Consider the following 26,154-nt stretch of genomic DNA (forward strand, 5'->3'; position numbering starts at 1 on the left):
GTACATCGCGTTTTTCGTGGTCGGAACGGTTTGGGGTGAGGTTGGTTGCACATGCACGCTGTTGGGTCCTGAGGGACCGGGTGCACACTTTTGGGTGTGTGACTGGGACTTCTGGGCCTTTTCTGCTTGTCACTTGGTGGCTGGTGGGGGAGGTACCGCCCGTACTTTGAGAACTACACAGTGGACGCGAGCATCTTTGAACCGGTCTTTGACCGGTTCTTATAGATGATCTTAAAGATCATTAGTCAATTTCATGCTGGACCTTTCGGGGTTCGGTGTCGAGAACGATTTAAACTCATGTGATTTCAAGTCTTTAAGAGCAAACGGTGGATGCCTTGGCATCTGGAGCCGAAGAAGGACGTAGCAATCTGCGATAAGCCTCGGGGAACTGATAAGCAAGTTTTGATCCGAGGGTGTCCGAATGGGGAAACCCCGCTGGGCGGCGTGCCGACCTAGTGACTCCCGCCTGAATATATAGGGCGGGTAGAGGGAACGTGGGGAAGTGAAACATCTCAGTACCCACAGGAAGAGAAAGCAACCGCGATTCCGTTAGTAGTGGCGAGCGAAACCGGATCAGGCTAAACCTAGCGTGTGTGATAGCCGGCAGGCGTTGCATGTTGGGGGTTGTGGGACTTTTTTGATCATTCTGCCGAGTGGTCGACGTGACAAGAAGGTATAGACGAACAGTCTTGAATGGCTGGTCATAGAGGGTGCGAACCCCGTAGTCGAAATGCCTTGCCTTGGCGTGAAGAGTATCCCAAGTAGCACGGGGCCCGAGAAATCCCGTGTGAATCTGTCAGGACCACCTGATAGCCTAATACTCCAGATGACCGATAGCGGACAAGTACCGTGAGGGAAAGGTGAAAAGTACCCCGGAGGGGAGTGAAATAGTACCTGAAACCGTTTGCTTACAAACCGTTGGAGCCTCCTTAGTAGGGGTGACAGCGTGCCTTTTGATGAATGACTGACCGCGAGTTAGCGATACGGCGAGGTTAACCCGTGTGGGGTAGCCGTAGCGAAAGCGAGTCTGAATAGGGCGATTCAGTCGCGTGTCCTAGACCCGAAGCGAAGTGATCTATCCATGGCCAGGTTGAAGCGACGGTAAGACGTCGTGGAGGACCGAACCCACTTAGGTTGAAAACTGAGGGGATGAGCTGTGGATAGGGGTGAAAGGCCAATCAAACTTCGTGATAGCTGGTTCTCTCCGAAATGCATTTAGGTGCAGCGTTGCGTGTTTCTTGCCGGAGGTAGAGCTACTGGATGGCCGATGGGCCCTACAAGGTTACTGACGTCAGCCAAACTCCGAATGCCGGTAAGTGAGAGCGCAGCAGTGAGACTGTGGGGGATAAGCTTCATAGTCGAGAGGGAAACAACCCAGACCACCAACTAAGGTCCCTAAGCGCGTGCTAAGTGGGAAAGGATGTGGAGTTGCTTTGACAACCAGGAGGTTGGCTTAGAAGCAGCCACCCTTGAAAGAGTGCGTAATAGCTCACTGGTCAAGTGATTCCGCGCCGACAATGTAACGGGGCTCAAGCACGCCACCGAAGTTGTGGCATTGACATTTTTGGTAGGCCTTCGTGGTCCAGCCGTGTTGATGGGTAGGAGAGCGTCGTGTGGCCAGCGAAGCGGCGGTGTGAACCAGCCGTGGAGGCTACACGAGTGAGAATGCAGGCATGAGTAGCGAAAGACGTGTGAGAAACACGTCCTCCGAAAGACCAAGGGTTCCAGGGTCAAGCTAATCTTCCCTGGGTAAGTCGGGACCTAAGGCGAGGCCGACAGGCGTAGTCGATGGACAACGGGTTGATATTCCCGTACCGGCGAAGAACCGCCCAAGCTAATCCAGTGGTGCTAAGAGTCCTAACCCGGCTGAGTGGATCCCTTCGGGGTGATGCCGGCCGGTCTAACGCTCGACCCCGTTCTGGTGCGGTTAGCGTATTAACAGGTGTGACGCAGGAAGGTAGCCCAAGCCAGGCGATGGTAGTCCTGGTGCAAGTGCGTAGGCCGAGTGATAGGCAAATCCGTCACTCGTTAAGGCTGAGACACGATGCGGATAAAAAGTGGGTGATCCTATGCTGCCAAGAAAAGCATCGACGCGAGGTTCTAGCTGCCCGTACCCCAAACCGACTCAGGTGGTCAGGTAGAGAATACCAAGGAGATCGAGAGAATCGTGGTTAAGGAACTCGGCAAAATGCCCCCGTAACTTCGGGAGAAGGGGGGCCTTCGACGTATAAGGACTTGCTCCGAAAGCGTTTGGAGGCCGCAGAGACTAGTGGGTAGCGACTGTTTACTAAAAACACAGGTCCGTGCCAAGTCGCAAGACGATGTATACGGACTGACGCCTGCCCGGTGCTGGAAGGTTAAGAGGAGGGGTTAGCGCAAGCGAAGCTCTGAATTTAAGCCCCAGTAAACGGCGGTGGTAACTATAACCATCCTAAGGTAGCGAAATTCCTTGTCGGGTAAGTTCCGACCTGCACGAATGGCGTAACGACTTCCCAACTGTCTCAACCGCGAACTCGGCGAAATTGCATTACGAGTAAAGATGCTCGTTACGCGCAGCAGGACGGAAAGACCCCGTGACCTTTACTATAGCTTTGTATTGGTGTTCGGTGTGGCTTGTGTAGGATAGGTGGGAGACTGTGAAGCGTTCACGCTAGTGAATGTGGAGTCGTTGTTGAAATACCACTCTGGTCACTCTGGATATCTAACTTCGAACCGTAATCCGGTTCAGGGACAGTGCATGGTGGGTAGTTTAACTGGGGCGGTTGCCTCCCAAAAAGTAACGGAGGCGCCCAAAGGTTCCCTCAACCTGGTTGGCAATCAGGTGGCGAGTGTAAGTGCACAAGGGAGCTTGACTGTGAGACTGACAGGTCGAGCAGGGACGAAAGTCGGGACTAGTGATCCGGCAGTGGCTTGTGGAAGCGCTGTCGCTCAACGGATAAAAGGTACCTCGGGGATAACAGGCTGATCTTGCCCAAGAGTCCATATCGACGGCATGGTTTGGCACCTCGATGTCGGCTCGTCGCATCCTGGGGCTGGAGTAGGTCCCAAGGGTTGGGCTGTTCGCCCATTAAAGCGGTACGCGAGCTGGGTTTAGAACGTCGTGAGACAGTTCGGTCCCTATCCGCTGCGCGCGTAGGAAGTTTGAGAGGATCTGACCCTAGTACGAGAGGACCGGGTTGGACGAACCTCTGGTGTGTCAGTTGTTCCGCCAGGAGCACCGCTGATTAGCTACGTTCGGGATGGATAACCGCTGAAAGCATCTAAGCGGGAAGCCGGCCTCAAGATGAGACTTCCATACCTTCGGGTGAGAGGCTCCCAGCCAGACTACTGGGTTGATAGGCCAGATGTGGAAGCACGGTAACGTGTGCAGCTGACTGGTACTAATAAGCCGATGACTTGATAACACACCGTTTATGGTGCTACGCGTCCACTGAGTGGTTCTCGATGTACGGTCGAGAACCGCAGAACAACACAATACTGTTGTTATGCAGACTGAAACATCAATAGTGTTTCGGCGGCCATAGCGAGAGGGAAACGCCCGGTCACATTCCGAACCCGGAAGCTAAGCCTCTCAGCGCCGATGGTACTGCAGGGGGGACCCTGTGGGAGAGTAGGACACCGCCGGACTTCTTTTCACAAAACAGTAAAGGCCACCCAGTGACGGGTGGCCTTTCCTGCGTTACGGACACCCTCCAGAAGGAGACGAGATGTCGGAGAACGATCGCGATAAAAAGGGCGACGACGACCGTCGACGCTCCGGGGATGGACAGCGTCCCCGACGTTCTTCCGATGGTCCCGCTCGAGGCGGGTCTTCGTCGACGGGTCGGAGCGGTGGCGCAGATCGTCGTTCCGGCGATCGCGCGGGTTCGGGTGATCGCCCGTATCGCCCTCGCAACGACAACTCTTCGGGTGACCGTCCTTATCGGCCCCGTGCCGAGGGCGGTTCGAGCGAGCGCCCCGCCCGTCCCCGCAATGACAGTGCGTCCGGGGACCGTCCGTACCGTCCTCGCGCCGAGGGTGGTTCCGGAGACCGTCCCTACCGTCCCCGCAATGACAGTTCTTCCGGTGACCGTCCCTACCGTCCCCGAACGGAGGGTGGTTCGGGAGACCGTCCGTACCGTCCCCGTAGTGACAGCGCTTCGGGCGATCGTCCGTACCGTCCCCGCAACGACAGCTCTTCCGGTGACCGCCCTTATCGTCCCCGCACCGAGGGTGGTTCCGGCGACCGTCCTTACCGTCCGCGCACGGAGGGCGGTTCCGGGGACCGTTCTTACCGTCCGCGCACGGAGGGTGGTTCCGGCGATCGTTCTTACCGTCCCCGTACCGAGGGTGGTTCCGGCGATCGTTCTTACCGTCCCCGTACCGAGGGTGGTTCCGGCGATCGTCCTTACCGTCCCCGTACCGAGGGTGGTTCCGGCGACCGCCCTTACCGTCCCCGTACCGAGGGTGGTTCCGGCGACCGTCCGTACCGTCCCCGTCAGGACGGGGGAGCGGATCGTCGCTCGGGTCGCCCCTCTGATCGGGGTTCGTCCGATCGTGGGGGCTACCGGGGAACGCGTCCGCCACAGGATGCCGATGTGCGTGCGGCGAAGGCAGCGGAGCCGGATCTCCCCGACGAGATCACGCCGAAGGACCTACACCCGAGTGCGCGCAACGAGCTGAAGACGCTGAGCAAGGAGAACGCGGAGGCCGTCGCACGGCACCTCGCAATGGCCGCTCAGCTCATCGACGAAGAGCCCCAGAAGGCCCACGAGCACGCGCTGGCCGCGTCCCGTCGCGCTGGCCGCATCGCCGTCGTCCGCGAGACCGTCGCGATCACGGCGTACGCGCTGGGAGATTACGCCCTGGCGCTGCGTGAGCTTCGTACTTACCGTCGCATCTCCGGTCGTGAGGACCAGGTGGCACTCATGGTCGACAGCGAGCGTGGTGTGGGTCGCCCGGATCGCGCCGTCGAACTCGGCCGATCGGTCGATCGCGCGGAGCTGCCCACTCTCGCTCGTGTCGAACTCGCGATCGCGATGTCCGGCGCACGGCTCGACCTCGGCGACCCTGCGCGCGCGTTGACCGAACTGGACATTCCGGAACTCGATCCCGATCGCGCGTTCGAGTGGAGCCCGTCGCTCTTCCAGGCGCGGGCGACCGTACTCGAGGAGCTCGGGCGCGACGACGAAGCAGCGGAATGGCACCGCCGAGCCGTTGTGGCCGCGGACGCGATCGATGATTCCACCGGTGTGGGCACCGACGAGGAGATCCTCGTCGTCGAGGAGTTCGACGAGGACGCTCTCGACGACGCAGACGACCTCTCTGAAGCTGAACGTGAAGTTGAGCCCGAGCCCGAGTCGGACATCGACACGGACGATCTCGACGAGCCGAACGGTGCGTCGGTCGACGCGGCGGATGCGGCGTCCGAATCGGGCGAGGACGACACGCGAGACGACGTCTGATGGCGCTCTTCTCCCGTGCGGCGACTCCGCTCGATGACGTGGATGCGGTTCTGGCCGACCTCGACGGCGTCGTGTACGCCGGTGCCGGTGCGCTGCCGTACGCCGTGGAAAGCCTGAACGAAGCCGCGAAGACTCGGCGTCTCGGATTCATCACGAACAACGCGTCGCGAACCGATGCGTCCGTCGCCGCGCACCTGACCGATCTGGGTCTGCATGTCGCGGCGGACGATGTCGTGACCAGCCCGCAGGCCGCGGTGCGTCTGCTGAAGACGCGCGTCGAGCCGGGCTCGGTCATCATGGTTGTCGGCGGCGAGGGCCTGGTCTTCGAACTCGAGAAGGCCGGTTACGTCGTCACGCGAAGCGCGGATGATTCTCCGGCGGCGGTGGTGCAGGGTTTCGCGCCGCACGTGGGCTGGTCCGACCTCGCGGAGGCGGCGTTCGCGCTGAAGCTTCCCGAGGACGAGGGTGGGATTCCCTGGATCGCAACGAACACCGACTGGACGATCCCGCAGTCGCGCGGCATCGCGCCGGGAAACGGCACGCTCGTGTCTGCCGTGCATACGGCCATCGGGCGTCTCGCGACGGTGGCAGGCAAGCCGGAGATTCCGATCTTCGAAGAGGCCGTGGCGCGTTTCGGTGCGCGTCATCCGCTCTTCATCGGCGACCGACTCGACACCGATATCGCCGGCGCGCAAGCGGCCGGCATCCGGTCTGCGCTCGTTCTGACCGGTATCGACCGGCCCAAACACGTCCTCGCGGCGCCGTCGAACTCGCGACCCGATTTTATCCTCGGCGACCTGCGTGAACTCCACGAGCCCTACCCCGCGACGCGGGTCAAGGGCGATGTCACGATCGTCCGCGACGCGCGCGTGGCGATCGACGGCGCGGACCTCCGCATCCTTGAGGCGGGTTCCCGTCCGATCGACCTCGTGCGTGCGGGTGCGGCCGCGGTGTGGGCGAGCGGACGAGCGATCTTCGGCTTCCGCGTTCCCGAAGAGCTCTACGCGGATTCGTTCCACCGTCCCTGACGTCCCCGCCGATGCCAGGCGCGACCGTATCCTGGAGGGATGGACGGTCACGAGACGGATGCGGCACCCCACGACGGACCCGACGATCTGCTTCCGGCCCTCGAGGTGATCGAGCAGCAGCCCCTCGCGGCTCGCGCGACCGCGTACTCGGCGGTCCTCGACGACCTTGCCCGCCGGCTCGAGTCCGGTCCGGCCGGCGCATGAGTCCGCGCCTGGACGCCGAGCTCGCCGCACGAGGACTCGCTCGATCCCGGTCGCACGCGGCAACCCTGGTCACCGACGGTCTCGTGCGCGTCGATGGGATGGGGGTCGTGAAGCCCTCACATTCCGTGACGGCGGAGACCACGATCGATGTCGCCGCATCCGACCACTACGTCAGCCGTGCGGCGCACAAGCTCGTCGCGGCCCTCGACTCCTTCGCCATCGACGTTTCGGGGCGCGCGGCGCTCGACATGGGAGCGTCGACCGGCGGGTTCACCCAGGTGCTCCGCGAGCGGGGCGCGTCACGTGTCGTCGCGGTCGACGTGGGCCACGGCCAGCTCGCCCCGCGGGTGGCGGCCGATGCGGGCGTCACCTCGATCGAGGGGTTCAACGTGCGTTACATGACGCCTGAATCTCTCGCCGAGGCGGTGGGGGAGCCGTTCTCGCCCGACGTGATCACGGGTGACCTGTCGTTCATCTCGCTCGGGCACGTGCTGCCCGCCGTGCGCGCGGTGTCCGGTGACGACACCGACATCGTGCTGCTGATCAAACCGCAGTTCGAGGTCGGGCGCACGGCCGTCCGCGGGGGTCTGGTGACGGATGCGGCACTCCGCGCGGACGCCGTATCGCAGGTGCTGTGGACCGCGTGGGATCAGGGCCTCGGTGTGCGCGGGCTCATCACGTCGCCGATTCTCGGAACGCACGGCAACAGCGAGTACGTCGTGCATCTCGGCCGCCGTGGCGGCAGCATTCCGACAGAATGGGAATCCACCGTGATCGAGCTGACGGGAGTGCGATGACCAGCGAACGCTACATCCTCATCGTCGCGCACGCGCGGCGCGACGACACGGTCGATGCCGCCGCGCGGGTCATCGGTGCGCTGCTCGCTGCGGGTGCGGTCCCGGTCCTCGCAGAAGACGACCGCGCGGAGCTGATCGAGCTTCTGCCCGCGTGCTCGAGCCTGCCGACGCTGGGGCTCGACATCCCGCTGTCGGAGATCGAACTCGCGATCGTGCTGGGCGGGGACGGCACGATCCTCCGCGCCGCCGAGATGGTGCGCGGGGGGACCGCGCCGCTGCTCGGCATCAACCTCGGCCACGTCGGGTTCCTCGCAGAGAGCGAGCGCGATGACATGGATGACGCGGTCGCCCGGGTCATCGCCCGCGACTATCGCGTCGAGGAGCGCCTCGCGCTCTCGGTGCGGGTGAAAGACGCATCCGGCGCCGTGATCTACGAGACCTGGGCGCTGAACGAGGCGACGGTCGAGAAGGCCAGCCGGGAACGGATGCTGGAGGTCGTGATCGAGGTCGATGGCCGGCCGCTCTCCAGCTTCGGCTGCGACGGCGTCGTCGTGTCGACGCCCACCGGATCGACCGCCTACAACTTCTCCGCGGGCGGGCCCGTGATCTGGCCGACCGTGGAAGCCATCGCGGTCGTCCCGCTCTCTGCGCACGCCCTGTTCGCCAAGCCGCTCGTCGTGGGGCCGGAGGCCGCCGTCGCGATCGAGGTTCTCGCGCGGACGAACGGCACCGGCATCCTCTGGTGCGACGGCCGGCGTTCCCACGAGTTGCCGCCCGGTGCGCGCGTGGTCGCTCGGCGTTCCACCCGTCCGGTGCGGCTGGCGCGGCTGCATCCGCCGGCATTCACCGACCGTTTGGTGCAGAAGTTCCGCCTGCCGGTCACCGGATGGCGCGGCCCCGATCCCGCCGTCTCGGACGGCGCCTCGGGACTCTCCTCGTGATCGAGGAGATGCGGCTGCGCGGACTCGGGGTCATCGCCGATGCGACCCTGCCCGTCGGGCCCGGGTTCACCGCGATCACCGGGGAGACCGGCGCGGGAAAGACGATGGTCGTGACCGGCCTCGGGCTCCTGCTCGGCCAGCGCGCCGACTCGGGCGCCGTGCGTTCCGGAACGGGCGGCGCGGCGGTCGACGGCGTGTGGATCGTGGCGGATGACGGACCGGTGGCGGAGCGCGTGCGCGACGCGGGCGGCGACCTCGACCCCGTCGGTGACGGTCGCGCCGAGCTCATGCTCGGGCGAACGCTGAGCGGCGAAGGCCGAAGTCGCGCGACGGTCGGCGGACGATCGGCGCCCGTCGGCGTTCTCGCCGATCTGGCCGACCTCCTGGTGGTCGTGCACGGTCAGTCCGACCAGTTGCGGCTGAAGTCCGCTGCGGCCCAGCGCGACGCGCTCGACCGGTTCGGAGGCGCGGCGATCAGCTCCGCGCTGGCGACCTATCGCGCGGCGTACGACGCGCTGCGCGCCGTCTCGCGGGAGCTCGACGGTCTCGTGACGTCGCGGGACGCGCGCGCTCGGGAGGCGGAGGAACTCCGCGTCGCCCTGGCGGAGATCGAAGCCGTCGATCCGCAGGCGGGGGAGGACGTCGCGCTCGCGCAACGGGCCGAGCGACTCTCGAACGTCGAGGAGCTGCGCGAATCGGCCGCGCTCGCGCACGCCGCGCTCTCGAACGAAGACGAGGCGCCGGATGCCCTGACGCTCGTCGCCGAGGCGCGACGCGCGCTCGAGCGGGCCGCCGGGAGCGACGAGACCCTGCAGGACCTCGCCGGTCAGGCGGCGGACATCGGCTACCGGCTCACGGATCTGGCGACCACGATCGCGGGCTACCTCGCGGACCTCGACGAGAGCGGGCCGGCCGAGCTCGCCGCCGTCGAGGAACGGCGGTCAGTGCTCTCCGTGCTCGTGCGCGCGCACGGTTCGCTCGACGCGGCGCGCGACCTGGCGTCATCCGGCGGTCTCCGCCTCGCGGAGCTCGAGGACGACGGGACCCGGGTCGAGCGGCTCCAGGCCGAGCGGGATGCGGCCGCCGCCGCACTCGATCAGGCCGCCGCCGAACTGACCGCCCGGCGGACGGCGGCGGCGGTGCGCCTCGGTGCCGCCGTGACCGAGGAGCTGCGCGCACTGGCGCTGCCGGATGCGCGCGTCGACGTACTGGTGAGCGAAGGATCCGAGACCGTGGCCGGCCGCGACGACGTCGCGATCCTGTTGGCACCGCATCCGGGCGCCGAACCCCGGCCCGTCTCGCGCGGAGCCTCCGGCGGTGAACTCAGCCGGGTCATGCTCGCGATCGAGGTCGTGATCGCGGGAACCGACCCGGTCCCGACCTTCGTGTTCGACGAGGTGGACGCCGGGATCGGCGGTGCCGCCGCCATCGAGGTCGGGCGGCGACTCGCCCGGCTGGCGCAGAACGCGCAGGTCATCGCGGTCACCCATCTCGCGCAGGTCGCGGCCTTCGCGAACAACCACTTGAGCGTCGTCAAAGCCCACGACGGGTCGGTGACTTCCTCGAGCGTGCAGCGATTGGAGGGCGCCGATCGTGAGGCCGAGATGGCGCGTCTGCTCTCCGGGTTGGCAGACTCGGACGCAGCTCTGACCCACGCGCGCGAGTTGCTCGCGCTCGCTCGTCCCACCCGCTGATAGGATGGAAGCCCGTGACGTACTCTTCTGGCTCAGGCCTTTCTCACGGTTCGAACGACGACACCACCAAGCACATTTTCGTGACGGGCGGTGTCGTCTCCTCGTTGGGTAAGGGTCTAACGGCCGCCAGTCTCGGCAATCTCCTCACTGCGCGAGGCCTTCACGTCGTCATGCAGAAGCTCGACCCGTATCTGAACGTCGACCCGGGAACGATGAACCCGTTCCAGCACGGCGAGGTCTTCGTGACCGACGACGGTGCCGAAACCGACCTCGACATCGGTCACTACGAGCGCTTCCTCGACATCGAGCTCAGCCAGGCCGCCAACGTCACCACGGGACAGATCTACTCCCAGGTGATCGCGCGCGAGCGACGCGGCGAGTACCTCGGCGACACCGTGCAGGTCATTCCGCACATCACCGACGAGATCAAGCGACGGATGCGGCTGCAGGCCGACCAGACGCCGAAGCCCGACGTGATCATCACCGAGATCGGCGGCACGGTCGGCGACATCGAGTCGCAGCCGTTCATCGAGTCCGCGCGTCAGATCCGTCACGAGCTCGGCCGGCAGAACGTGTTCTTCGTGCACGTGTCGCTCGTGCCCTTCATGGGCGCGTCCGGCGAGCAGAAGACCAAGCCCACCCAGCACTCGGTCGCGACGCTCCGCTCGATCGGAATCCAGCCCGACGCGCTCGTGCTCCGCAGCGACCGCCCCGTCACCGAGTCCAACAAGCGCAAGATCGCGCTGATGTGCGACGTCGATGAGTCCGCCGTCGTCAACGCCGTCGACGTGCCGAGCATCTACGACATCCCGACGATGCTGCACGACCAGGGCCTCGACGACTACATCGTCCGCGCGCTCGGTCTCGCCAAGGCGGCCGAGGTCGACTGGTCGCGCTGGCAGCAGGTGCTCGGCGCCGTGCACAACCCGAAGCACGAGGTGACGATCGGGCTGGTCGGCAAGTACATCGACCTGCCCGACGCGTACCTGTCGGTCACGGAGGCGCTGAAGGCCGGCGGTTTCGCGCACGAGACCCACGTCACGATCACCTGGATCCCCTCCGACACCTGCGAGACGCCCGAGGGCGCGGCGAAGGCCCTGTCCGGGCTCGACGGCATCATCGTGCCCGGCGGCTTCGGCATCCGCGGGATCGAAGGAAAGCTCGGTGCGCTCCGGTTCGCCCGCGAACAGGGGATTCCGACGCTCGGCATCTGCCTCGGCTTGCAGTGCATGGTCATCGAGTACGCGCGGAACGTCGCGGGTCTCGAGGGAGCATCGTCGAGCGAGTTCGATCCGCAGACCCCACACCCGGTCGTCGCGACGATGGCCGAGCAGGTCGACATCCTCGAGAGCGGCGACCTGGGCGGCACGATGCGGCTCGGTCTGTACCCTGCCGACCTCGCCGCGGGTTCGATCGCTGCGGAGGTGTACGGTGCCGACCGCGCGTCGGAGCGTCACCGTCACCGCTACGAGGTCAACAACGCGTACCGCGAGCAGCTGAGCGCCGCGGGCATCGTGTTCTCGGGTCTGAACCCCGAGCTCGGGCTGGTCGAGTACGTCGAACTGCCCCGCGACGTGCACCCGTACTACATCGCGACGCAGGCGCACCCCGAGCTCCGCTCGCGCCCGACGGCGCCGCATCCGCTGTTCCGCGGCCTGATCGGCGCGGCCCTCGAGCGGCACCGTTCGAGCGAGCTCTTCGACGTCGAGAACGGCTGAGATGACCGCCGCCGAGCTCCACGACGAACCGTTCGACCCGGAGGTGCTCGCGAGCGATCTCGTCTACGAGGGCCGTGTCTGGAACGTGCGGTCCGACACGGTTCGCTACAACGACGGCGAGATGGTGCGGCAGTACGTCGACCACACCGGAGCGGCGGCGGTCGTCGCGATCGACGACGACGGGCGGATGCTGCTGATCCAGCAGTATCGGCATCCGATCCGTCATCGCGACTGGGAGATCCCGGCGGGCCTGCTCGATGTGCCCGGGGAGGCGCCGGAACTCGCGGCGCGGCGAGAGCTCGCGGAGGAGGCCGACCTCGAGGCGTCGTCGTGGGAGCCGCTCGTCAGCATGTTCACCACGCCCGGAGGCAGCGACGAGATCGTGCACATCTTTCTCGCCCGCGGGGTGCGAACGGTCGCGGCGGATTACACGCGCGAAGACGAAGAGGCCGACATCCGCCAGGAGTGGGTGCCGCTCGACGACGTCGTGACGGCCGTTCTGGCCGGAAGGATGCGCAACAGCATCTTGATGGCGGGGGCGTTCGCCGCGGCGGAACGGCTGAGGCGGGCCGGCGCGGTGTCCTGACGTGCAGCTCGAGCGTGCCGTCGACGCGTACCTGCGTCATGTGACGATCGAGCGCGGTCTGTCGGGCCACACCGTCGCCGCCTATCGACGCGACCTCGCCGGGTATGTCGCGTGGATGGTGGCGCGCGGCATCACGGATGCGGAAGCGGTCACGCCCGCCCTCGTGGCCGAGTTCGTGTCCGAGCGGGCCGGCGCCGACCCGCGTCCGGCGGCGACGTCGCTCGCGCGGTTGCAGTCCTCGGTGCGGGGGCTGCACCGCTTCCTCGTTCGCGAGGGTCGTGCCGAGGAGGATCCCGCATCCGCCCTCCGGCCGCCGACCCTGCCGCAGCGCCTGCCGAAGGCGCTGACGATCGACCAGGTGGAGCGGCTGCTGGATGCCGCCGGCCCCGCGCCCGGGGCGGAGACGGTGAGCGACCTGGTTCCGGTACGGGACCGTGCCCTCGTGGAGCTGCTCTACGCGACGGGCGCGCGGGTGTCGGAGATCGTGCAGCTCGACGTCGACGACCTCGCGCACGGTGACGTGCTGAGGGTGCGGGGCAAGGGTGCGAAGGAGCGCATCGTGCCGGTGGGGTCGTTCGCGCGGTCGGCGACGGATGCGTACCTCACGCGCGCGCGGCCCGAGCTCGCCCGGCGCGGCAGCAGCACGCCGCGCCTCTTCCTCGGCGCGCGCGGGGCGCCGTTGTCGCGGCAGAGTGCGTGGGCGGTGCTGCAGACGGCGGCCGAGCGGGCGGGGCTCGATGCGCACGTGTCGCCGCACACGCTCCGGCACTCCTTCGCGACCCACCTGCTGCAGGGCGGAGCGGACGTCCGGGTCGTGCAGGAACTCCTCGGGCACTCCTCGGTCGCGACGACGCAGATATACACGCACCTCACGGTCGATACCCTGCGCGATGTCTACACGACCGCGCACCCCCGCGCGCGCTGAGCCGCCGCTGTCGCTCCTGCAGCATCCGCATCCGCTGTCGCTGCCGCATCCGCCGTCGCGAGATTCGGAGATGCGATGAGATTCGGAGCGCCCGCGCCGTTCTTCTCCGAATCCCGTGACATCTCCGAATCCCGTGACGCTCCCAGTGACCGGCCGGGCGGGGTTTTTCCCGGCGGGCGGGACCGAAGTGCGCGGGCGGATGCGGCGAGGATCGACCCATGCCCGTCCGCACCGCGTCACCCGCCCGCGCCACGGCGATCTTCTGGATCGTCGCGGGCCTCATCGGGGAGGCGGTCTCGTTCCTGCTGTACCTCGAGTACGTCGGCCAGCTCACCGGCGCCGACGCGATCGTGTCGTGCCAGCTGAGCGTGATCGTCACGTGCGGACCCAACCTGCTCTCGCCGGGCGGCAATCTGCTCGGTTTCAGCAACTCGATCATCGGCATCGTGATGTTCCTCGGCCCGGTGTACGCGGGTGTGAGCGCGCTCGCCGCATCCGGTGGCCACCGACTCTGGTTCTGGCGCGTCTACCAGTGCTTCCTCGCCGCCGGGTTCGCGCTCGTGCACCTGTTCGCGTATCGCAGCATCTTCGAGTACGGGTCGCTCTGCCCGTGGTGCATGATCGTGTGGCTCGTGACCGTGCCGCTGTTCTGGGTGACGCTCGGGTGGACCCTCCGCGCGGGCGTCTGGGGCGTCGGCTCACGAGGGTTCGGGCAGTGGCTCCGCTCGTGGGCGCCGCTCATCGCGATCGTGAACCTCGCCCTCATCGCGGTCGTCGCGCAGGTGCGGCTCGACGCGCTCGGCTCGCTCTTCTGACGTTCCGTCGCCGCGGGCGATGCCGTTTGCGGCATGCCCTTCCCGCGCGGCGTGCTCGGCGTCGCTAGAATCGAGGCAGGGGTTCGGGTCGGGAGTTCCGACGGACCCAGAGATCGGGAGTACGGTGGCGCAGCGCGTGAGCAAGGCAACGAGGACGTCGTCCGGCAAGGACGATACGCTTCTCGGGCCGACCGGTCGTCCCTATCACGGGTTCCCGACGCCGCCCGCTCTCGACAGCCACGGTCCTGCGCGCATCATCGCCCTCTGCAACCAGAAGGGTGGCGTGGGCAAGACCACGACGACCATCAACCTGGCTGCCTCGCTCGCGGCCTACGGGCGCAAAGTGCTCGCGGTCGACTTCGACCCGCAGGGCGCACTTTCGGCCGGGCTCGGCATCCAGACGCATGACGCGCCGACCATCTACGACCTACTGCTCGACACCAAGCGCGACCCGCGGACCACGATCGTGCACACCTCGGTCGAGGGACTCGACGTCATTCCCGCCAACATCGACCTGTCGGCGGCCGAGGTGCACCTGGTCAACGAGGTCGCGCGCGAGACGATCCTCGCCCGCGTGCTGCGCCATGTCGCGTCCGATTACGACGTGATCCTGATCGACTGCCAGCCCTCGCTCGGCCTCCTCACGGTCAACGCGCTCACGGCGAGCCACGGCGTGCTGATACCGCTCGAGTGCGAGTTCTTCGCGCTCCGCGGCGTGGCCCTCCTGATCGAGACGATCGACAAGGTGCGCGACCGCTTGAACCCGAGCATCACGCTCGACGGTGTGCTCGCCACGATGTACGACCCCCGCACGCTGCACTCGCGCGAGGTTCTGGAGCGGGTGGTGGAGGCCTTCGGGAACGACGTCCTCGAAACCGTGATCGGCCGCACCGTGAAGTTCCCGGATGCGTCGGTGTCGGGCATGCCGATCACCGAGTTCGCCCCCGAACATGCGGCCGCGCAGGCGTATCTGCGGCTCGCGCGGGAGCTGGTCGCCCGTGGCGCCGTCGCCTGAGCGCGAACCCGCCGCATCCGATCCGGGACCCCTCGCGCCCGCTGCGCCCGACGACTCGGGCTTCCGTGTCACCGTCGGTGCGTTCGACGGCCCGTTCGACCTGCTTCTCTCTCTGATCTCGAAGCGCGAGCTCGACATCACCGAGGTCTCGCTGAGCGCGGTGACCGACGAGTTCATCGCCTACCTGCGGGCCCTCGGACCGGATGCGGAGCTCGATGAGACATCCCAGTTCCTGGTCGTCGCGGCGACGCTGCTCGACATGAAGGTCGCGGGGCTGCTGCCGCAGGGCGAGCTCGTCGACGCCGAAGCGGTCGCGCTGCTCGAGGCGCGGGATCTGCTGTTCGCGCGGCTGCTGCAGTACCGCGCGTTCAAAGAGGTCTCGACGTGGTTCGCCCGATGCTTGGAGCGGGAAGACCGCCGGCACGTCCGGAGCGTGCGCATCGATGAGAAGTACCGCCGCGCCGCGCCGGAACTCGTCTGGAGCCTCAGCGCGGAGGACTTCGCCGCGCTCGCCATGCTCGCGATGGCGCCGAAAGAGGTTCCGATCGTCGGTCTCGATCATCTGCACGCGCCGCTCGTCAGCATCCGGGAGCAGGCGGCGATCGTCGTGACCCTTCTGCGCGAGAAGGGCACGCTGAACTTCCGCGACCTCATCGCCGGGGTGACGGTGCCCGGCGTCATCGTCGCGCGATTCCTGTCGATCCTCGAGCTCTACCGGAACTCGGCACTCTCGTTCGAGCAGCTGGAGCCGCTCGGGGAGCTCACTCTGCGCTGGAGCGCGGAACGCTGGTCCGACGACAACCTCGCCACCCTGGGAGCCGACTATGACCGCTGACCACGTGGAGACGCCGAACGGCGGTGTCGAGAGCCCGTCCGGCGAGAGTCGGGCGTTCGAAGAGACCCCCGCGACCGAGCCCGAAACCGGTCCCGGCTGGCCGCAGGATGTCGGTTCGGTCGCGCGTCGACTCGAAGCCGTGCTGCTGCTCGTGGACGAGTCGCACAGCGTGGTGAGCCTGGCCGCCGCCGTGAGCGCGCCCGTGCCCGCGGTGCGGAAGGCCATCGCGGCGCTCGTCGCGGACTACGACGGACAGTCGGACGGGCCCCAGCGGGGGTTCGAGCTGCGCGAGGTCGGCGGCGGATGGCGCCTCTACGTGCGTGAGGAATACGACCGGCTGATCGCCGAGTTCCTCGGCACGCAGCAGCCGTCGCGCCTGTCGCAGGCGGCGCTCGAGACACTCGCGGTCATCGCCTACAAGCAACCTGTCACCCGCGGTCAGGTAGCCTCGATTCGTGCCGTGAACGTCGACTCGGTCGTCCGAACACTCGTGGGCCGTGGGCTCATCACCGAGGTCGGACACGACGGCGAGACCGGCGCCATCCTCTACGGCACGACCGAGGCGCTGCTCGAGCACCTCGGGATCAACGCCCTCGATGAGCTGCCGCACATCTCGCCGCTGCTCGATGACGGGTCGGCGGGCTTCGACGAAGCAATCCGGTGAGCGCGACGCGCTCTCCGCGGAAGGACACACCATGAACGACGACAGCACGCTCGATACCGAGGGCGTTCGCCTGCAGAAGGTATTGGCGAACGCGGGCGTCGCCTCCCGCCGGGTCGCGGAGAACCTGATCGTCGAGGGCCGCGTGCGCGTCAACGGCGAAACCGTCACCGAACTCGGCAGCCGGATCGACCCGGAGACCGATCTCGTCGACGTCGATGGCGTCGCCATCCAGCTCGACCAGTCCAAGCGCTACGTCATGCTGAACAAGCCGACCGGCGTGGTCAGCTCGATGCGGGATGACCGGGGCCGCCCCGACCTCCGTCAGTTCACGGCGGAATGGGAGGAGCGCCTCTACAACGTCGGGCGTCTGGATGCGGAGACGAGCGGTCTGCTGATCCTCACGAACGACGGCGGACTCGCGCACGTGCTCGCGCACCCCTCGTTCGGTGTCACCAAGGTCTACATCGCGAAGGTCGAGGGACGCGTGCTGCCGCAGACCATCGCGCGTCTGACCCGCGGGGTCGAGCTGGAGGACGGACCGATCGCGGCCGACAAGGCGCGCCTGCTCGACACGTCGGGGGAGACCAGCCTCGTCGAGCTCACGCTGCACTCCGGACGCAACCGGATCGTGCGACGGATGCTGGCCGAGGTCGGCCACCCGGTGCGCGAGCTCGTGCGCCGCCAGTTCGGTCCGCTGCACCTCGGACCCCTCGCGGCGGGCCGCGCACGGGAGTTGACTACGATAGAGCGGGGTGCGCTTCTCACGCTCGCGCGCCGCGGTGCCGGCGAGGTGCCGCCCGAAGAGCAGGAGAACGAGTGAGCGACACCATCGCAGCAGGCGTGCCCGCGCGCGTCGCGCCGCGGACGGCGGGCCTTGTGCGCGTCGTCGGTGCCGGTCTCCTCGGGGCGAGCATCGGCCACGCGCTGACCGCTCTCGGCGTCGACGTCGCGTTGGCCGACACGTCGCCCGCGCAACTGCAGCTCGCGATCGACTACGGGGCGGGGCGCGCCGCATCCGCCGCCGACCTCCCGGCGCTCGTCGTGGTCGCCGTGCCGCCCGATGTGACCGCCGATGTCGTCGAGCGCGAACTGGCCGCTTTCCCGGGGGCCGTCGTCACCGATGTCGCGAGCGTGAAGATCGCCCCCCTCCACGAGCTCCGCTCGCGCGGCGTCGACCTCCGCCGCTACATCGGTTCGCACCCGCTCGCCGGGCGCGAACGCGGCGGGGCCATCGCCGCGCGCGCCGACCTGTTCATCGGACGCCCGTGGGTCGTCTGCCGTGACGGTGAGACCACCGCATCCGATCTCGCGCTCGTCGAGGGGCTCGCGCTGGATCTGGGGGCGACGCCGCTCGAGATGACTCCCGAGGAGCACGACCGTTCGGTCGCCCTCGTGTCGCACGTTCCCCAGCTCGTCGCGAGCCTGCTCGCCGGCCGTTTCGTCTCCGCACCAGACGGCTCGCTCCGCCTCGCCGGGCAGGGCGTGCGCGACACCACACGGATCGCTGCTTCAGCGCCCGAACTCTGGGTGCAGATCCTCGGGGCGAACTCCGGTCCGGTCGTCGAGGTGCTCGACGCGCTCGCCGGTGACCTCACCGACGTCGCCGACGCGCTGCGGGCGCCGACGGCGCCGGGTGCGCGACGGGCCGTGGCCGACACGATCCGACGCGGCAACCAGGGTGTCGAACGTCTCCCCGGCAAGCACGGTCAGAACCGCCGCTTCGAAACGGTCGTCGTCATGGTCGATGACACCCCCGGCCAGCTCGGCCGGCTCTTCGGTGAGCTCGGTGAGCTCGGTGTCAACGTCGAAGACCTGCGCCTCGAGCATTCGCCGGGCGCCCAGTTCGGTCTCGCCGAGATCAGTGTCGTACCCAGCGCCGCCGGACCCGCCGCCGCGGGCCTGGAAGAGCGCGGATGGAAGATTGCGAGCAGTTCCCATGAATGAGGACGTCTTCATCGTCGCGGTGGATGGTCCCGCCGGCAGCGGAAAGTCGTCGGTGTCGAAAGAGGCCGCCCGCCGCCTCCGGTTCGGCTATCTCGACACCGGTGCTGTGTATCGCGCGCTCGCCTGGCATGCGCTCGATCACGGTGTCGACACCTCGGACTCCACCGCGGTCGTCGAGGTGCTCGGCGATTTCGACGCCGCGATCTCGCTCGATCCCGACGACTACTGGGTGCGTGTCGGCGAGGTCGATGTGACCTCTGCCATCCGTGAACCCCGCGTGGCCGACGCGGTCAGCGGCGTCGCCCGGGTCTCGGTCGTGCGGCACGCCGTGAACGATCGGTTCCGCGCGTTGATCGCGGACTCCGACCGCGCCGGCGTGGTGGTGGAAGGCCGCGACATCACGACCGTGGTGGCGCCCGACGCCCCCGTCCGGGTGCTGCTCACCGCGTCTCCCGAGGTGCGCGCGGCCCGCCGTTCGGCGGAGATGACGGATGCGGACGCCGCTGCCGTCGCCGATGCGCTGCACCGCCGCGACGCATCGGATTCCGCCGTCGTGGATTTCATGTCGGCGGCGCCGGGCGTGGAGGTCGTGGACACGACCGAACTCGATTTCGAAGGATCGGTGACGGCGCTTCTCGCTGTCGTCGCGAAGATGCAGGAGGTGCAGAATGCGCGCTGAAGACGAATACGAAGCAGGGCCCGATCAGCTCGAGGAGCGGTTGGCGGACATCGATGAGACGCTGGCCGAACAGCGTGCGTCGGCGCTCCGCGAGGGGCTGTCGGACTACGACCTCGATGACGAGGATGCCGACGTTCTCGCGGGCCTTCTCGGCGAGGGCGACGGGATCGAGTACTCCGCGGCTCTTCCGGTCGTCGCCATCGTGGGCCGCCCGAACGTCGGCAAGTCCGCGCTCGTGAACCGGATCCTCGGCCGTCGTGAGGCCGTCGTGGAAGACACTCCCGGTGTCACCCGTGACCGCGTGATCTACAAGGCCGAGTGGCTCGACCGTCGCTTCTCGCTGGTCGACACCGGCGGGTGGGAGCCGGATGCCCGCGGTATCGACCGTTCGGTCGCGCTGCAGGCCGAGATCGCGATCGACCTCGCCGACGTCGTCATGTTCGTCGTCGACGCGATGGTCGGGGTGACCGCGACCGACGAGCACGTCGTGAAGCTGCTCCGCCGCAGCGGCAAGCCGGTCATGGTCGTCGCGAACAAGATCGACGACGCCCGCCAGGAGCCGGAGGCGGCCGCGCTCTGGAACCTCGGCCTCGGGGTGCCGTATCCGGTGTCGGCCATTCACGGTCGTGGCGTCGCCGACATGCTCGACGAGCTCATGAAGGTGATGCCGGAGGTCTCGGCCGTCGGCAAGCAGGAGATCGGCGGCCCGCGTCGCGTCGCGATCCTCGGCCGCCCGAACGTCGGCAAGTCGTCGCTGCTGAACAAGGCGGCCGGTGAGGAGCGCGTTGTCGTCAACGAGCTCGCCGGCACGACCCGCGACCCGGTGGACGAGGTCGTCGAGCTCGGCGGCAAGCTGTGGCGCCTGGTGGACACCGCCGGCATCCGTCGCCGCGTGCACCTGCAGCAGGGTGCGGACTTCTACGCGTCGCTGCGCACCTCGGCCGCGCTCGAAAAAGCGGAGGTCGCCGTCGTCGTTCTGGACGTCTCGCAGCCGCTCAGCGAGCAGGACGTGCGCATCATCGACCTGGTGCTCGAATCCGGTCGCGCCCTGGTGCTCGCCTTCAACAAGTGGGACCGGCTGAACGACGACGACATGGAGGGAATCGACCGGCGTCGGTACCTCGAGCGTGAGATCGAGCAGGACCTCGCGCACGTCGCGTGGGCGCCGCGGGTCAACATCTCCGCCCGCACCGGTCGGCACTTCGACCGCCTCGTGCCCGCGCTCGAGACCGCGCTCGCCTCCTGGGATCAGCGCATCTCGACCGGCAAGTTCAACGCGTTCCTCTCCGAACTCGTGGCCGAGCACCCGCATCCGCTTCGTGGGGGCAAGCAGCCCCGCATCCTGTTCGGCACGCAGGCGAGCACCCGCCCGCCGACTTTCGTGCTGTTCACGACCGGCTTCCTGGACCCTGGCTACCGCCGGTTCATCCAGCGTCGTCTCCGTGAGATCTGGGGCTTCGAGGGAACCCCGATCCTGGTGAATATGCGAGTGCGCGAGAAGAAGCAGCGCTGAGCCGGGTTCACCGGACGATGACTTCGGTGAACCGCTCCCGCGGAAGTTCGTCGAACTGCAGCGCCGAGCGGACGGGTGTCCCCGAGCGGGCGCCCGTCGGCCGGTAGCGCTGCAGCGCCCACGTCTCGACGCCCCGCTCGGCGAGGTCGTGGCCGAGCGCGGCGAGCCCGGTGTCGTCGGTGAGGTCCGGATGCGCGGTGGTGCGCACCTCGTACCCGAGGGGACGCGGCGTGTCGCGCCGCACGAGGTGGTTCGCGATCACGAGTTCGAGCGAGCGTTCGGCTGCCCGCCCGCTCGAGGGGCGCCCGGTGACCTGACCGTACTCGGCGAATCGTGCCTTGACGTCGATTCCGATCCAGTCCACCTTCGGCAGGATGCGGGCGAGCAGCGCCGGATACGGACCCCCGGTGTGGAGCCCGACGGAGAATCCGAGGCGCCGGACGTCGTCGATCGCGGCGCCCAGACCGCGCTGCATCGTCGGTTCGCCGCCCGAGAAGACGACGCCGTCGAGCAGGCCGGTGCGGGTGCCGAGGAAGGTCAGGACGTCCGGCCACGTCAGCGCCCCCGGGGTGCGGGGGTCGATCAGGTCGGGATTGTGGCAGTACACGCAGTCCCAGGGGCACCCCTGCAGAAAGACGGTCGCGACGAGCATGCCCGGCCGATCGACGGTCGATAGCCGGGTGAGTCCCGCGATGCGGAGGCCGACCGCCCGGGGTACTCCGGTCGCGGGGAGGTGTGCGGCAGACACGGCGGCGCTCAGACCGCATCCGGCACGAGGTACGCCTCGGCCGCGCGGAACGAGAATGGAACCCGCTCGGCCGCCTCGCCCTGCTTGCCGATGTTGAACGACGAGATCGGGCGGAAGTAGCCCATCACCCGGGTCCACACCTCGCAGGTCGCGCCGCAGTCCGGGCAGAGTTCGTGCTCGCCGGATCGGTACCCGTGGGCGGGGCAGATGGAGAAGGTCGGGGTGACCGTGATGTACGGGATGCGGAACTGCTCGAGCGCGCGGCGCACCAGCGCGCGGCACGCCGCGGCTGACGGGGCGGCTTCGCCCATGTAGAGGTGGAGAACGGTGCCGCCGGTGTACTTCTGCTGGAGCTCTTCCTGCAGCGTCATGGCCTCGAAGGCGTCGTCGGTGAATCCGACGGGAAGCTGCGAGGAGTTCGTGTAATACGGGTTCGTGGCCGTTCCGGCCTGCAGGATCGCCGCGGGACCGAAGTGCTCGCCATCCGATTTCGCGAACCGGTAGGTCGCGCTCTCGGCGGGGGTCGCCTCGAGGTTGTACATGTGGCCGGTCTGCTCTTGGAACTCCACCATCCGATCGCGCACGTGATCGAGGATTGTGCCGGCGAGAGCGATGCCGGATGCGGTGGTGACGTCGTCCTGGCCGTGGGTGAAGTTGCGGACGAGCTCGTTGAGGCCGTTCACGCCGATCGTCGAGAAGTGGTTCTCGAGGGTGCCGAGATAGCGCTGGGTGTAGGGGAACAGGCCGCCTGCGAGGTGGTGGCCGATGACGTCCCGTTTGGCTTCGAGAGAGTCGCGGGCGATCTCGAGCAGTGCGTCCAGTCGGGCGAGGAGCGTGGTGCGGTCGCCCGCGTGCACGAATCCGAGGCGGGCGCAGTTGATGGTGACGACGCCGATGGACCCGGTCTGCTCGGCCGAACCGAAGAGTCCGTTGCCGCGTTTGAGGAGCTCGGTGAGGTCGAGCTGCAAGCGGCAGCACATGGATCGGATCATGTGCGGATCGAGGTCGGAGTTCAGGAAGTTCTGGAAGTAGGGGAGGCCATACTTGGCGGTCATCGCGAAGAGAGCATCGACCTCGGGGGTGTCCCAGTCGAAGTCGGGGGTGATGTTGTAGGTCGGGATGGGGAACGTGAACGCACGGCCGTCGCTGTCGCCGGCGGTCATCACGTCGATGAAGGCACGATTGATCATCGCCATCTCGGGGGCGAGGTCGCCGTAGGTGAAGTCGGCGACCTGCCCGCCGACGAGCGGATGCTGGGGGGCGAGGTCGTCGGGGCAGGTCCAGTCGAACGTGAGGTTCGTGAACGGCGTCTGCGTTCCCCAGCGGGACGGAACGTTCAGGTTGAAGACCATCTCCTGGATGCCCTGGCGTACGTCGGTCTGGGTCAGGCCGTCGAGGCGCACGTATGGGGCGAGGTAGGTGTCGAAGGAGCTGAAGGCCTGCGCGCCGGCCCACTCGTTCTGGAGGGTGCCGAGGAAGTTCACGATCTGGCCGAGTGCGCTGGAGAAGTGGCGGGCGGGCGCGGAGGAGATCTTGCCCGGGATGCCGTTGAAGCCCTGCTCGAGGAGGTTCCGCAGCGACCATCCGGCGCAGTAGCCGGCGAAGACGTCGAGGTCGTGGATGTGCAGGTCGCCGTCGCGGTGGGCGGCGCCGGCGGCGGGGGAGTAGACCTCGTCGAGCCAGTAGTTGGCGATCAGCTTGCCGGAGGCGTTCAGGATGAGTCCGCCGAGCGAGTAGCCCTGGTTGGCGTTCGCGTTCACCCGCCAGTCCTGGCGGCGCAGGTACTCGTCGATCGTCTCGGCGACCGCGATGGTGCGAGGCGTTGCGGTGGTGGGGCTGGTCGGGGCGGGGTTGGGGGTCGAGGTGGGGGTCATGGCGCGCTCCTGGTGCGGTGAGGGGAGGCGGCGCTGCGGGTCGGTGGAGCGTCGTCGAAACGCAATATATGGGGGCCTGTGCGGCGATCGCACACGACATGTGCTGTCGGCACAGTGCGCGTGCGGATGCGGCGGAGGCGCCTTTGTGAGCTCGTACAGTCGTGCGCGTCGTTCTCGCCCGGGAGGTTCTCGGGGCGTACTCGCGCGCGCGTGATCCCAGATCGCGTCGCCCGGTGCGCGTTGGATCGCCGTGAAAACCCCTTGGTTCATGACACGTGTCGTTTCGTCGTGGTGCCGGTGTGACAGGCTGGAGCGATGACGATCCTGCCGCCCGAATCCGGCGAGCCGCGGCGCCCGCAGGGCCCCCGCGATCCGGGTGATGCCTGGGTGGAGGCGCCTTCGGGTGAGCGGTACTGGGGTCGATTCGGCGCCGCGGGCCTCCTCGCGCTCGATCCGGAACTCGGTGTCCTGTTGCAGCACCGTGTGGCGTGGAGCCATCACGGCGGCACCTGGGCGCTGCCCGGCGGTGCGCGTCACGAGGGCGAGTCGGCGACGGATGCCGCCATCCGTGAGGCGACCGAAGAGGCCGGGGTGCCGGACGGGTCTGTTCGCCCGCGCCTTCTCGGTGTTCTGGACCTCGGGTACTGGTCGTACACGACTCTTGTGGCGGATGTCGTCGTGCCGTTCGAGCCCGTGATCAGCGATCCGGAGAGCCTGGCGTTGGCGTGGGTGCCGGTCGCGGAGATCGATGGGTATCCGCTGCATCCGGGGTTCGCGAGTTCGTGGGCCGGTCTGCGGCGCCTGCTCGATGTGCGTCCCCTGGTGATCGTGGATGCGGCGAACGTCGTGGGATCTGTTCCCGACGGATGGTGGCGCGATCGCGCCGGGGCGACGGCTCGCCTAATCGAGCGCATCGCGTTGTTGGCCGATGCAGGTGTTCCGGCAGCGGCGTTGGGGTTGGAAGCGGCGCACTGGTTCCCGGAGTTCGTGGTCGTTCGCGAGGGTGCCGCGCGGGGCGCGAGCGCTGAGCGAGGTGCGGGTACTGCGCGTGGTGCGGGTGCGGGTGCTGCCGAGGCGGGCGGTTCGCTTGCGGATGGAGCGGAGCGCATCAGCGACGCCGTTCGGGCCGTCGATGCGCCGGGCGCGGGGGATGACGAGATCGTCGCGCAGGTCGTGCGGGCGACCGCATCCGGATACCGGGTGACCGTGGTGACGAGCGATCGCGAGCTTTCGGCGCGCAGCACTGCGGCCGGCGCGGACGTGCGTAGCGCGGGCTGGCTGCTCAACCTGCTCGCGGAGTAGCGGAACGCGCGCGGGCGCACTCCCGCCCGCCCCTCGCGCGGGCGCACGCCCGCTCCCTCCTGGCGGGGATAGGCCCACCGCCCCGCCGGGCTCGCGCCCTCATCACCCCGGCTCAGGACGGTGGCGGGTCGACGCTCGAGGCGAACACGACGCGGTTCTCCGCAGTGTCGGGGTATCGGCGTCCGAGGGGGCTCGTCCACTCCAGATCTCCGTGCGGGAGTTGACGCACACTCCACGCCGTGGCGTGCTTCAACGAGTGGTGTCGTCGGCAGAGATGCGCGAGGTTGCAGACCGCGGTCGGACCGCCGAGCGCATGATCCACGGTGTGATCGAGGTCGCACCGGGAAGCGGGCATTCGGCATCCGGGAAAACGACAATGCCCGTCGCGAACCATGAGCGCGCGCCGCATCTGCTCGGTCGGGCGATATCGATCGACCGCGAGCACGCATCCGGTGATCCGATCGGTGAAGATTCGTTCCCACCCGGTCGCGCTGCCCGCCAGAAGTCGGGCCGTCGCCGCGTCGATCGGTCCGGAGCGGTCGAGTTCAGCCGGTCCGTCGTCGCCCACGAGACTTGTCACCGGGATCGTGATCCGAACCGAGGCGCGGATTGCCGAGAGCCCGCTGCCCTCCCCGGGCCCCGACCCCACGGAATCGGGCGTGCTCGTGAGGACGAGATCGCTCAGCAGGTCGGCGCGGAGCTCGTCCATCGTGCGCGGGTCGCGGTCGTCTGCGCCAGTCGCGTCGTGGATCTGCCGAGCAAACTGTGTGAGCCGGTCGTGCGCGCCGTGCGCGAGAACCGACGGCAGAATCGCCAGCAGCTCGCTCATGCCATCGTCGAGATCGCGCACGAACACGCCGCGTTGCCGGCTGGCCTCGGCGTGGCGCTCGGTGAGCGACCGTGGTTCTGCGCGCTCCGCCAGCCGACGAGCGACGGGCCGCAGGCGGCCGGGCGTTTCTCGCTCGGCCACCGCGAGAACGTCTCGCTCGAACGCGGCACGTGCCTCGTCATCCTCGAGGTGGATGCCGGCCTCCGCAATCACCCGCAGGTGAGCGCGGGAGATGCGTGCTTCGCCGAGAGCGGCCAGCGACAGTGGGAGTCGCCGCGCGATCGCCGATGACTCGACGAGCTGGCGCTGCACGGTGCGATCACTCACGCGGAGTGCGGAGGCGAACTCGGCCGCGAGCGAACGGATCGGCATCTCACGGTCACGGGTCGATCGGTCGGTGACGCGAGACATCTGATCTTCGGCGATGGCGGCGGCGGTCGCCATCAACGTCACTTCGAGCGCCTGCATCGCGGCGATCGTCGAGCGGGCGTTCTCGACCCCCAGAACCAGCGCATCGAGGAGTGCGACTTCGGCCTCGATGGGGCTCAGCGTGCGCTGTTCGGACATGTTCCTATTGTCGCGCGAACCTCGGACATTCG

At 67.5% G+C, this 26,154-nt stretch carries 21 protein-coding genes and 2 rRNA genes; 20 read left to right on the forward strand and 3 right to left on the reverse strand.

What is annotated here, in order from left to right:
- The first annotated feature begins 303 nt into the window (after nt 1–303).
- The 19 genes from LQ938_RS05495 to der all read left to right on the forward strand — a co-directional run bounded on the left by LQ938_RS05495 (nt 304) and on the right by der (nt 20,802).
- Nucleotides 304–3,404: ribosomal RNA gene (locus LQ938_RS05495) — 23S ribosomal RNA — on the forward strand.
- 106 nt (nt 3,405–3,510) lie between these two features.
- Nucleotides 3,511–3,627, forward strand: a 5S ribosomal RNA gene (rrf, locus tag LQ938_RS05500).
- Between the two features lie 950 nt (nt 3,628–4,577).
- Complete coding sequence (locus LQ938_RS05505; protein WP_223721613.1) at nt 4,578–5,444, forward strand: hypothetical protein; 867 nt, start codon at nt 4,578–4,580, stop codon at nt 5,442–5,444.
- On the forward strand, nt 5,444–6,472 hold the full coding sequence (locus LQ938_RS05510) for an HAD-IIA family hydrolase (RefSeq protein WP_223721612.1): 1,029 nt from the start codon (nt 5,444–5,446) through the stop codon (nt 6,470–6,472). The genes LQ938_RS05505 and LQ938_RS05510 overlap by 1 nt, the downstream gene beginning before the upstream one ends.
- 39 nt (nt 6,473–6,511) lie before the next feature.
- Nucleotides 6,512–6,676: a hypothetical protein gene (locus LQ938_RS05515; protein WP_223721611.1), complete on the forward strand. Its 165-nt coding sequence runs from the start codon at nt 6,512–6,514 to the stop codon at nt 6,674–6,676.
- Nucleotides 6,673–7,473, forward strand: coding sequence for a TlyA family RNA methyltransferase (locus LQ938_RS05520; protein ID WP_223721610.1), 801 nt, complete (start codon nt 6,673–6,675; stop codon nt 7,471–7,473). The genes LQ938_RS05515 and LQ938_RS05520 overlap by 4 nt, the downstream gene beginning before the upstream one ends.
- Nucleotides 7,470–8,414, forward strand: coding sequence for an NAD kinase (locus LQ938_RS05525; RefSeq protein WP_223721609.1), 945 nt, complete (start codon nt 7,470–7,472; stop codon nt 8,412–8,414). Before LQ938_RS05520 ends, LQ938_RS05525 begins: the two co-directional genes overlap by 4 nt.
- Complete coding sequence (recN, locus tag LQ938_RS05530) at nt 8,411–10,108, forward strand: DNA repair protein RecN (protein WP_223721608.1); 1,698 nt, start codon at nt 8,411–8,413, stop codon at nt 10,106–10,108. The genes LQ938_RS05525 and recN overlap by 4 nt, the downstream gene beginning before the upstream one ends.
- A 14-nt stretch (nt 10,109–10,122) precedes the next feature.
- A complete protein-coding gene (locus tag LQ938_RS05535) occupies nt 10,123–11,826 on the forward strand; it encodes a CTP synthase (protein WP_223721607.1) in 1,704 nt (567 codons plus the stop codon).
- A gap of 1 nt (nt 11,827) precedes the next feature.
- On the forward strand, nt 11,828–12,412 hold the full coding sequence (locus LQ938_RS05540; protein WP_223721606.1) for an NUDIX domain-containing protein: 585 nt from the start codon (nt 11,828–11,830) through the stop codon (nt 12,410–12,412).
- Between the two features lies 1 nt (nt 12,413).
- Entirely contained in the window at nt 12,414–13,337 is a 924-nt protein-coding gene (locus LQ938_RS05545) for a site-specific tyrosine recombinase XerD (protein ID WP_223721605.1), read from the forward strand.
- A gap of 218 nt (nt 13,338–13,555) precedes the next feature.
- The gene (locus tag LQ938_RS05550) at nt 13,556–14,152 is read left to right on the forward strand and encodes a vitamin K epoxide reductase family protein (protein WP_223721604.1); all 597 of its coding nucleotides are present in this window, start codon (nt 13,556–13,558) and stop codon (nt 14,150–14,152) included.
- Nucleotides 14,153–14,288: 136 nt separating this feature from the next.
- Nucleotides 14,289–15,167 (forward strand): ParA family protein, encoded by an 879-nt coding sequence (locus LQ938_RS05555; RefSeq protein ID WP_223721603.1) that lies wholly within the window; start codon nt 14,289–14,291, stop codon nt 15,165–15,167.
- Nucleotides 15,151–16,002: a segregation and condensation protein A gene (locus LQ938_RS05560; RefSeq protein WP_223721602.1), complete on the forward strand. Its 852-nt coding sequence runs from the start codon at nt 15,151–15,153 to the stop codon at nt 16,000–16,002. Before LQ938_RS05555 ends, LQ938_RS05560 begins: the two co-directional genes overlap by 17 nt.
- The gene (gene scpB, locus LQ938_RS05565; RefSeq protein ID WP_223721601.1) at nt 15,992–16,666 is read left to right on the forward strand and encodes an SMC-Scp complex subunit ScpB; all 675 of its coding nucleotides are present in this window, start codon (nt 15,992–15,994) and stop codon (nt 16,664–16,666) included. Before LQ938_RS05560 ends, scpB begins: the two co-directional genes overlap by 11 nt.
- Before the next feature lie 31 nt (nt 16,667–16,697).
- Nucleotides 16,698–17,486: a pseudouridine synthase gene (locus LQ938_RS05570; RefSeq protein ID WP_223721600.1), complete on the forward strand. Its 789-nt coding sequence runs from the start codon at nt 16,698–16,700 to the stop codon at nt 17,484–17,486.
- A complete protein-coding gene (locus LQ938_RS05575; protein ID WP_223721599.1) occupies nt 17,483–18,610 on the forward strand; it encodes a prephenate dehydrogenase in 1,128 nt (375 codons plus the stop codon). The genes LQ938_RS05570 and LQ938_RS05575 overlap by 4 nt, the downstream gene beginning before the upstream one ends.
- Complete coding sequence (cmk, locus tag LQ938_RS05580) at nt 18,603–19,289, forward strand: (d)CMP kinase (RefSeq protein WP_223721598.1); 687 nt, start codon at nt 18,603–18,605, stop codon at nt 19,287–19,289. Before LQ938_RS05575 ends, cmk begins: the two co-directional genes overlap by 8 nt.
- Nucleotides 19,279–20,802, forward strand: a complete 1,524-nt coding sequence (gene der / locus LQ938_RS05585; RefSeq protein ID WP_223721597.1) for a ribosome biogenesis GTPase Der — start codon at nt 19,279–19,281, stop codon at nt 20,800–20,802. The genes cmk and der overlap by 11 nt, the downstream gene beginning before the upstream one ends.
- A gap of 7 nt (nt 20,803–20,809) precedes the next feature.
- On the opposite strand, the gene LQ938_RS05590 is transcribed toward der, so the two are convergent.
- Nucleotides 20,810–21,550, reverse strand: a complete 741-nt coding sequence (locus LQ938_RS05590) for an anaerobic ribonucleoside-triphosphate reductase activating protein (RefSeq protein ID WP_223721596.1) — start codon at nt 21,548–21,550, stop codon at nt 20,810–20,812.
- Nucleotides 21,551–21,558: 8 nt separating this feature from the next.
- Nucleotides 21,559–23,424 carry a ribonucleoside triphosphate reductase gene (locus LQ938_RS05595; RefSeq protein WP_223721595.1) on the reverse strand — a complete coding sequence of 622 codons (1,866 nt, stop codon included), beginning with the start codon at nt 23,422–23,424 and terminating at the stop codon, nt 21,559–21,561.
- 315 nt (nt 23,425–23,739) lie between these two features.
- On the opposite strand from LQ938_RS05595, the gene LQ938_RS05600 reads away from it, so the two are divergent.
- The gene (locus LQ938_RS05600) at nt 23,740–24,726 is read left to right on the forward strand and encodes an NUDIX domain-containing protein (protein ID WP_223721594.1); all 987 of its coding nucleotides are present in this window, start codon (nt 23,740–23,742) and stop codon (nt 24,724–24,726) included.
- Between the two features lie 112 nt (nt 24,727–24,838).
- Here LQ938_RS05600 and LQ938_RS05605 read toward each other — a convergent pair whose 3' ends face one another.
- The gene (locus LQ938_RS05605) at nt 24,839–26,122 is read right to left on the reverse strand and encodes an HNH endonuclease signature motif containing protein (RefSeq protein WP_223721593.1); all 1,284 of its coding nucleotides are present in this window, start codon (nt 26,120–26,122) and stop codon (nt 24,839–24,841) included.
- Between the last annotated feature and the right edge of the window lie 32 nt (nt 26,123–26,154).

Source organism: Microbacterium sp. cx-55 (assembly GCF_021117345.1).
Taxonomy (GTDB): domain Bacteria; phylum Actinomycetota; class Actinomycetes; order Actinomycetales; family Microbacteriaceae; genus Microbacterium.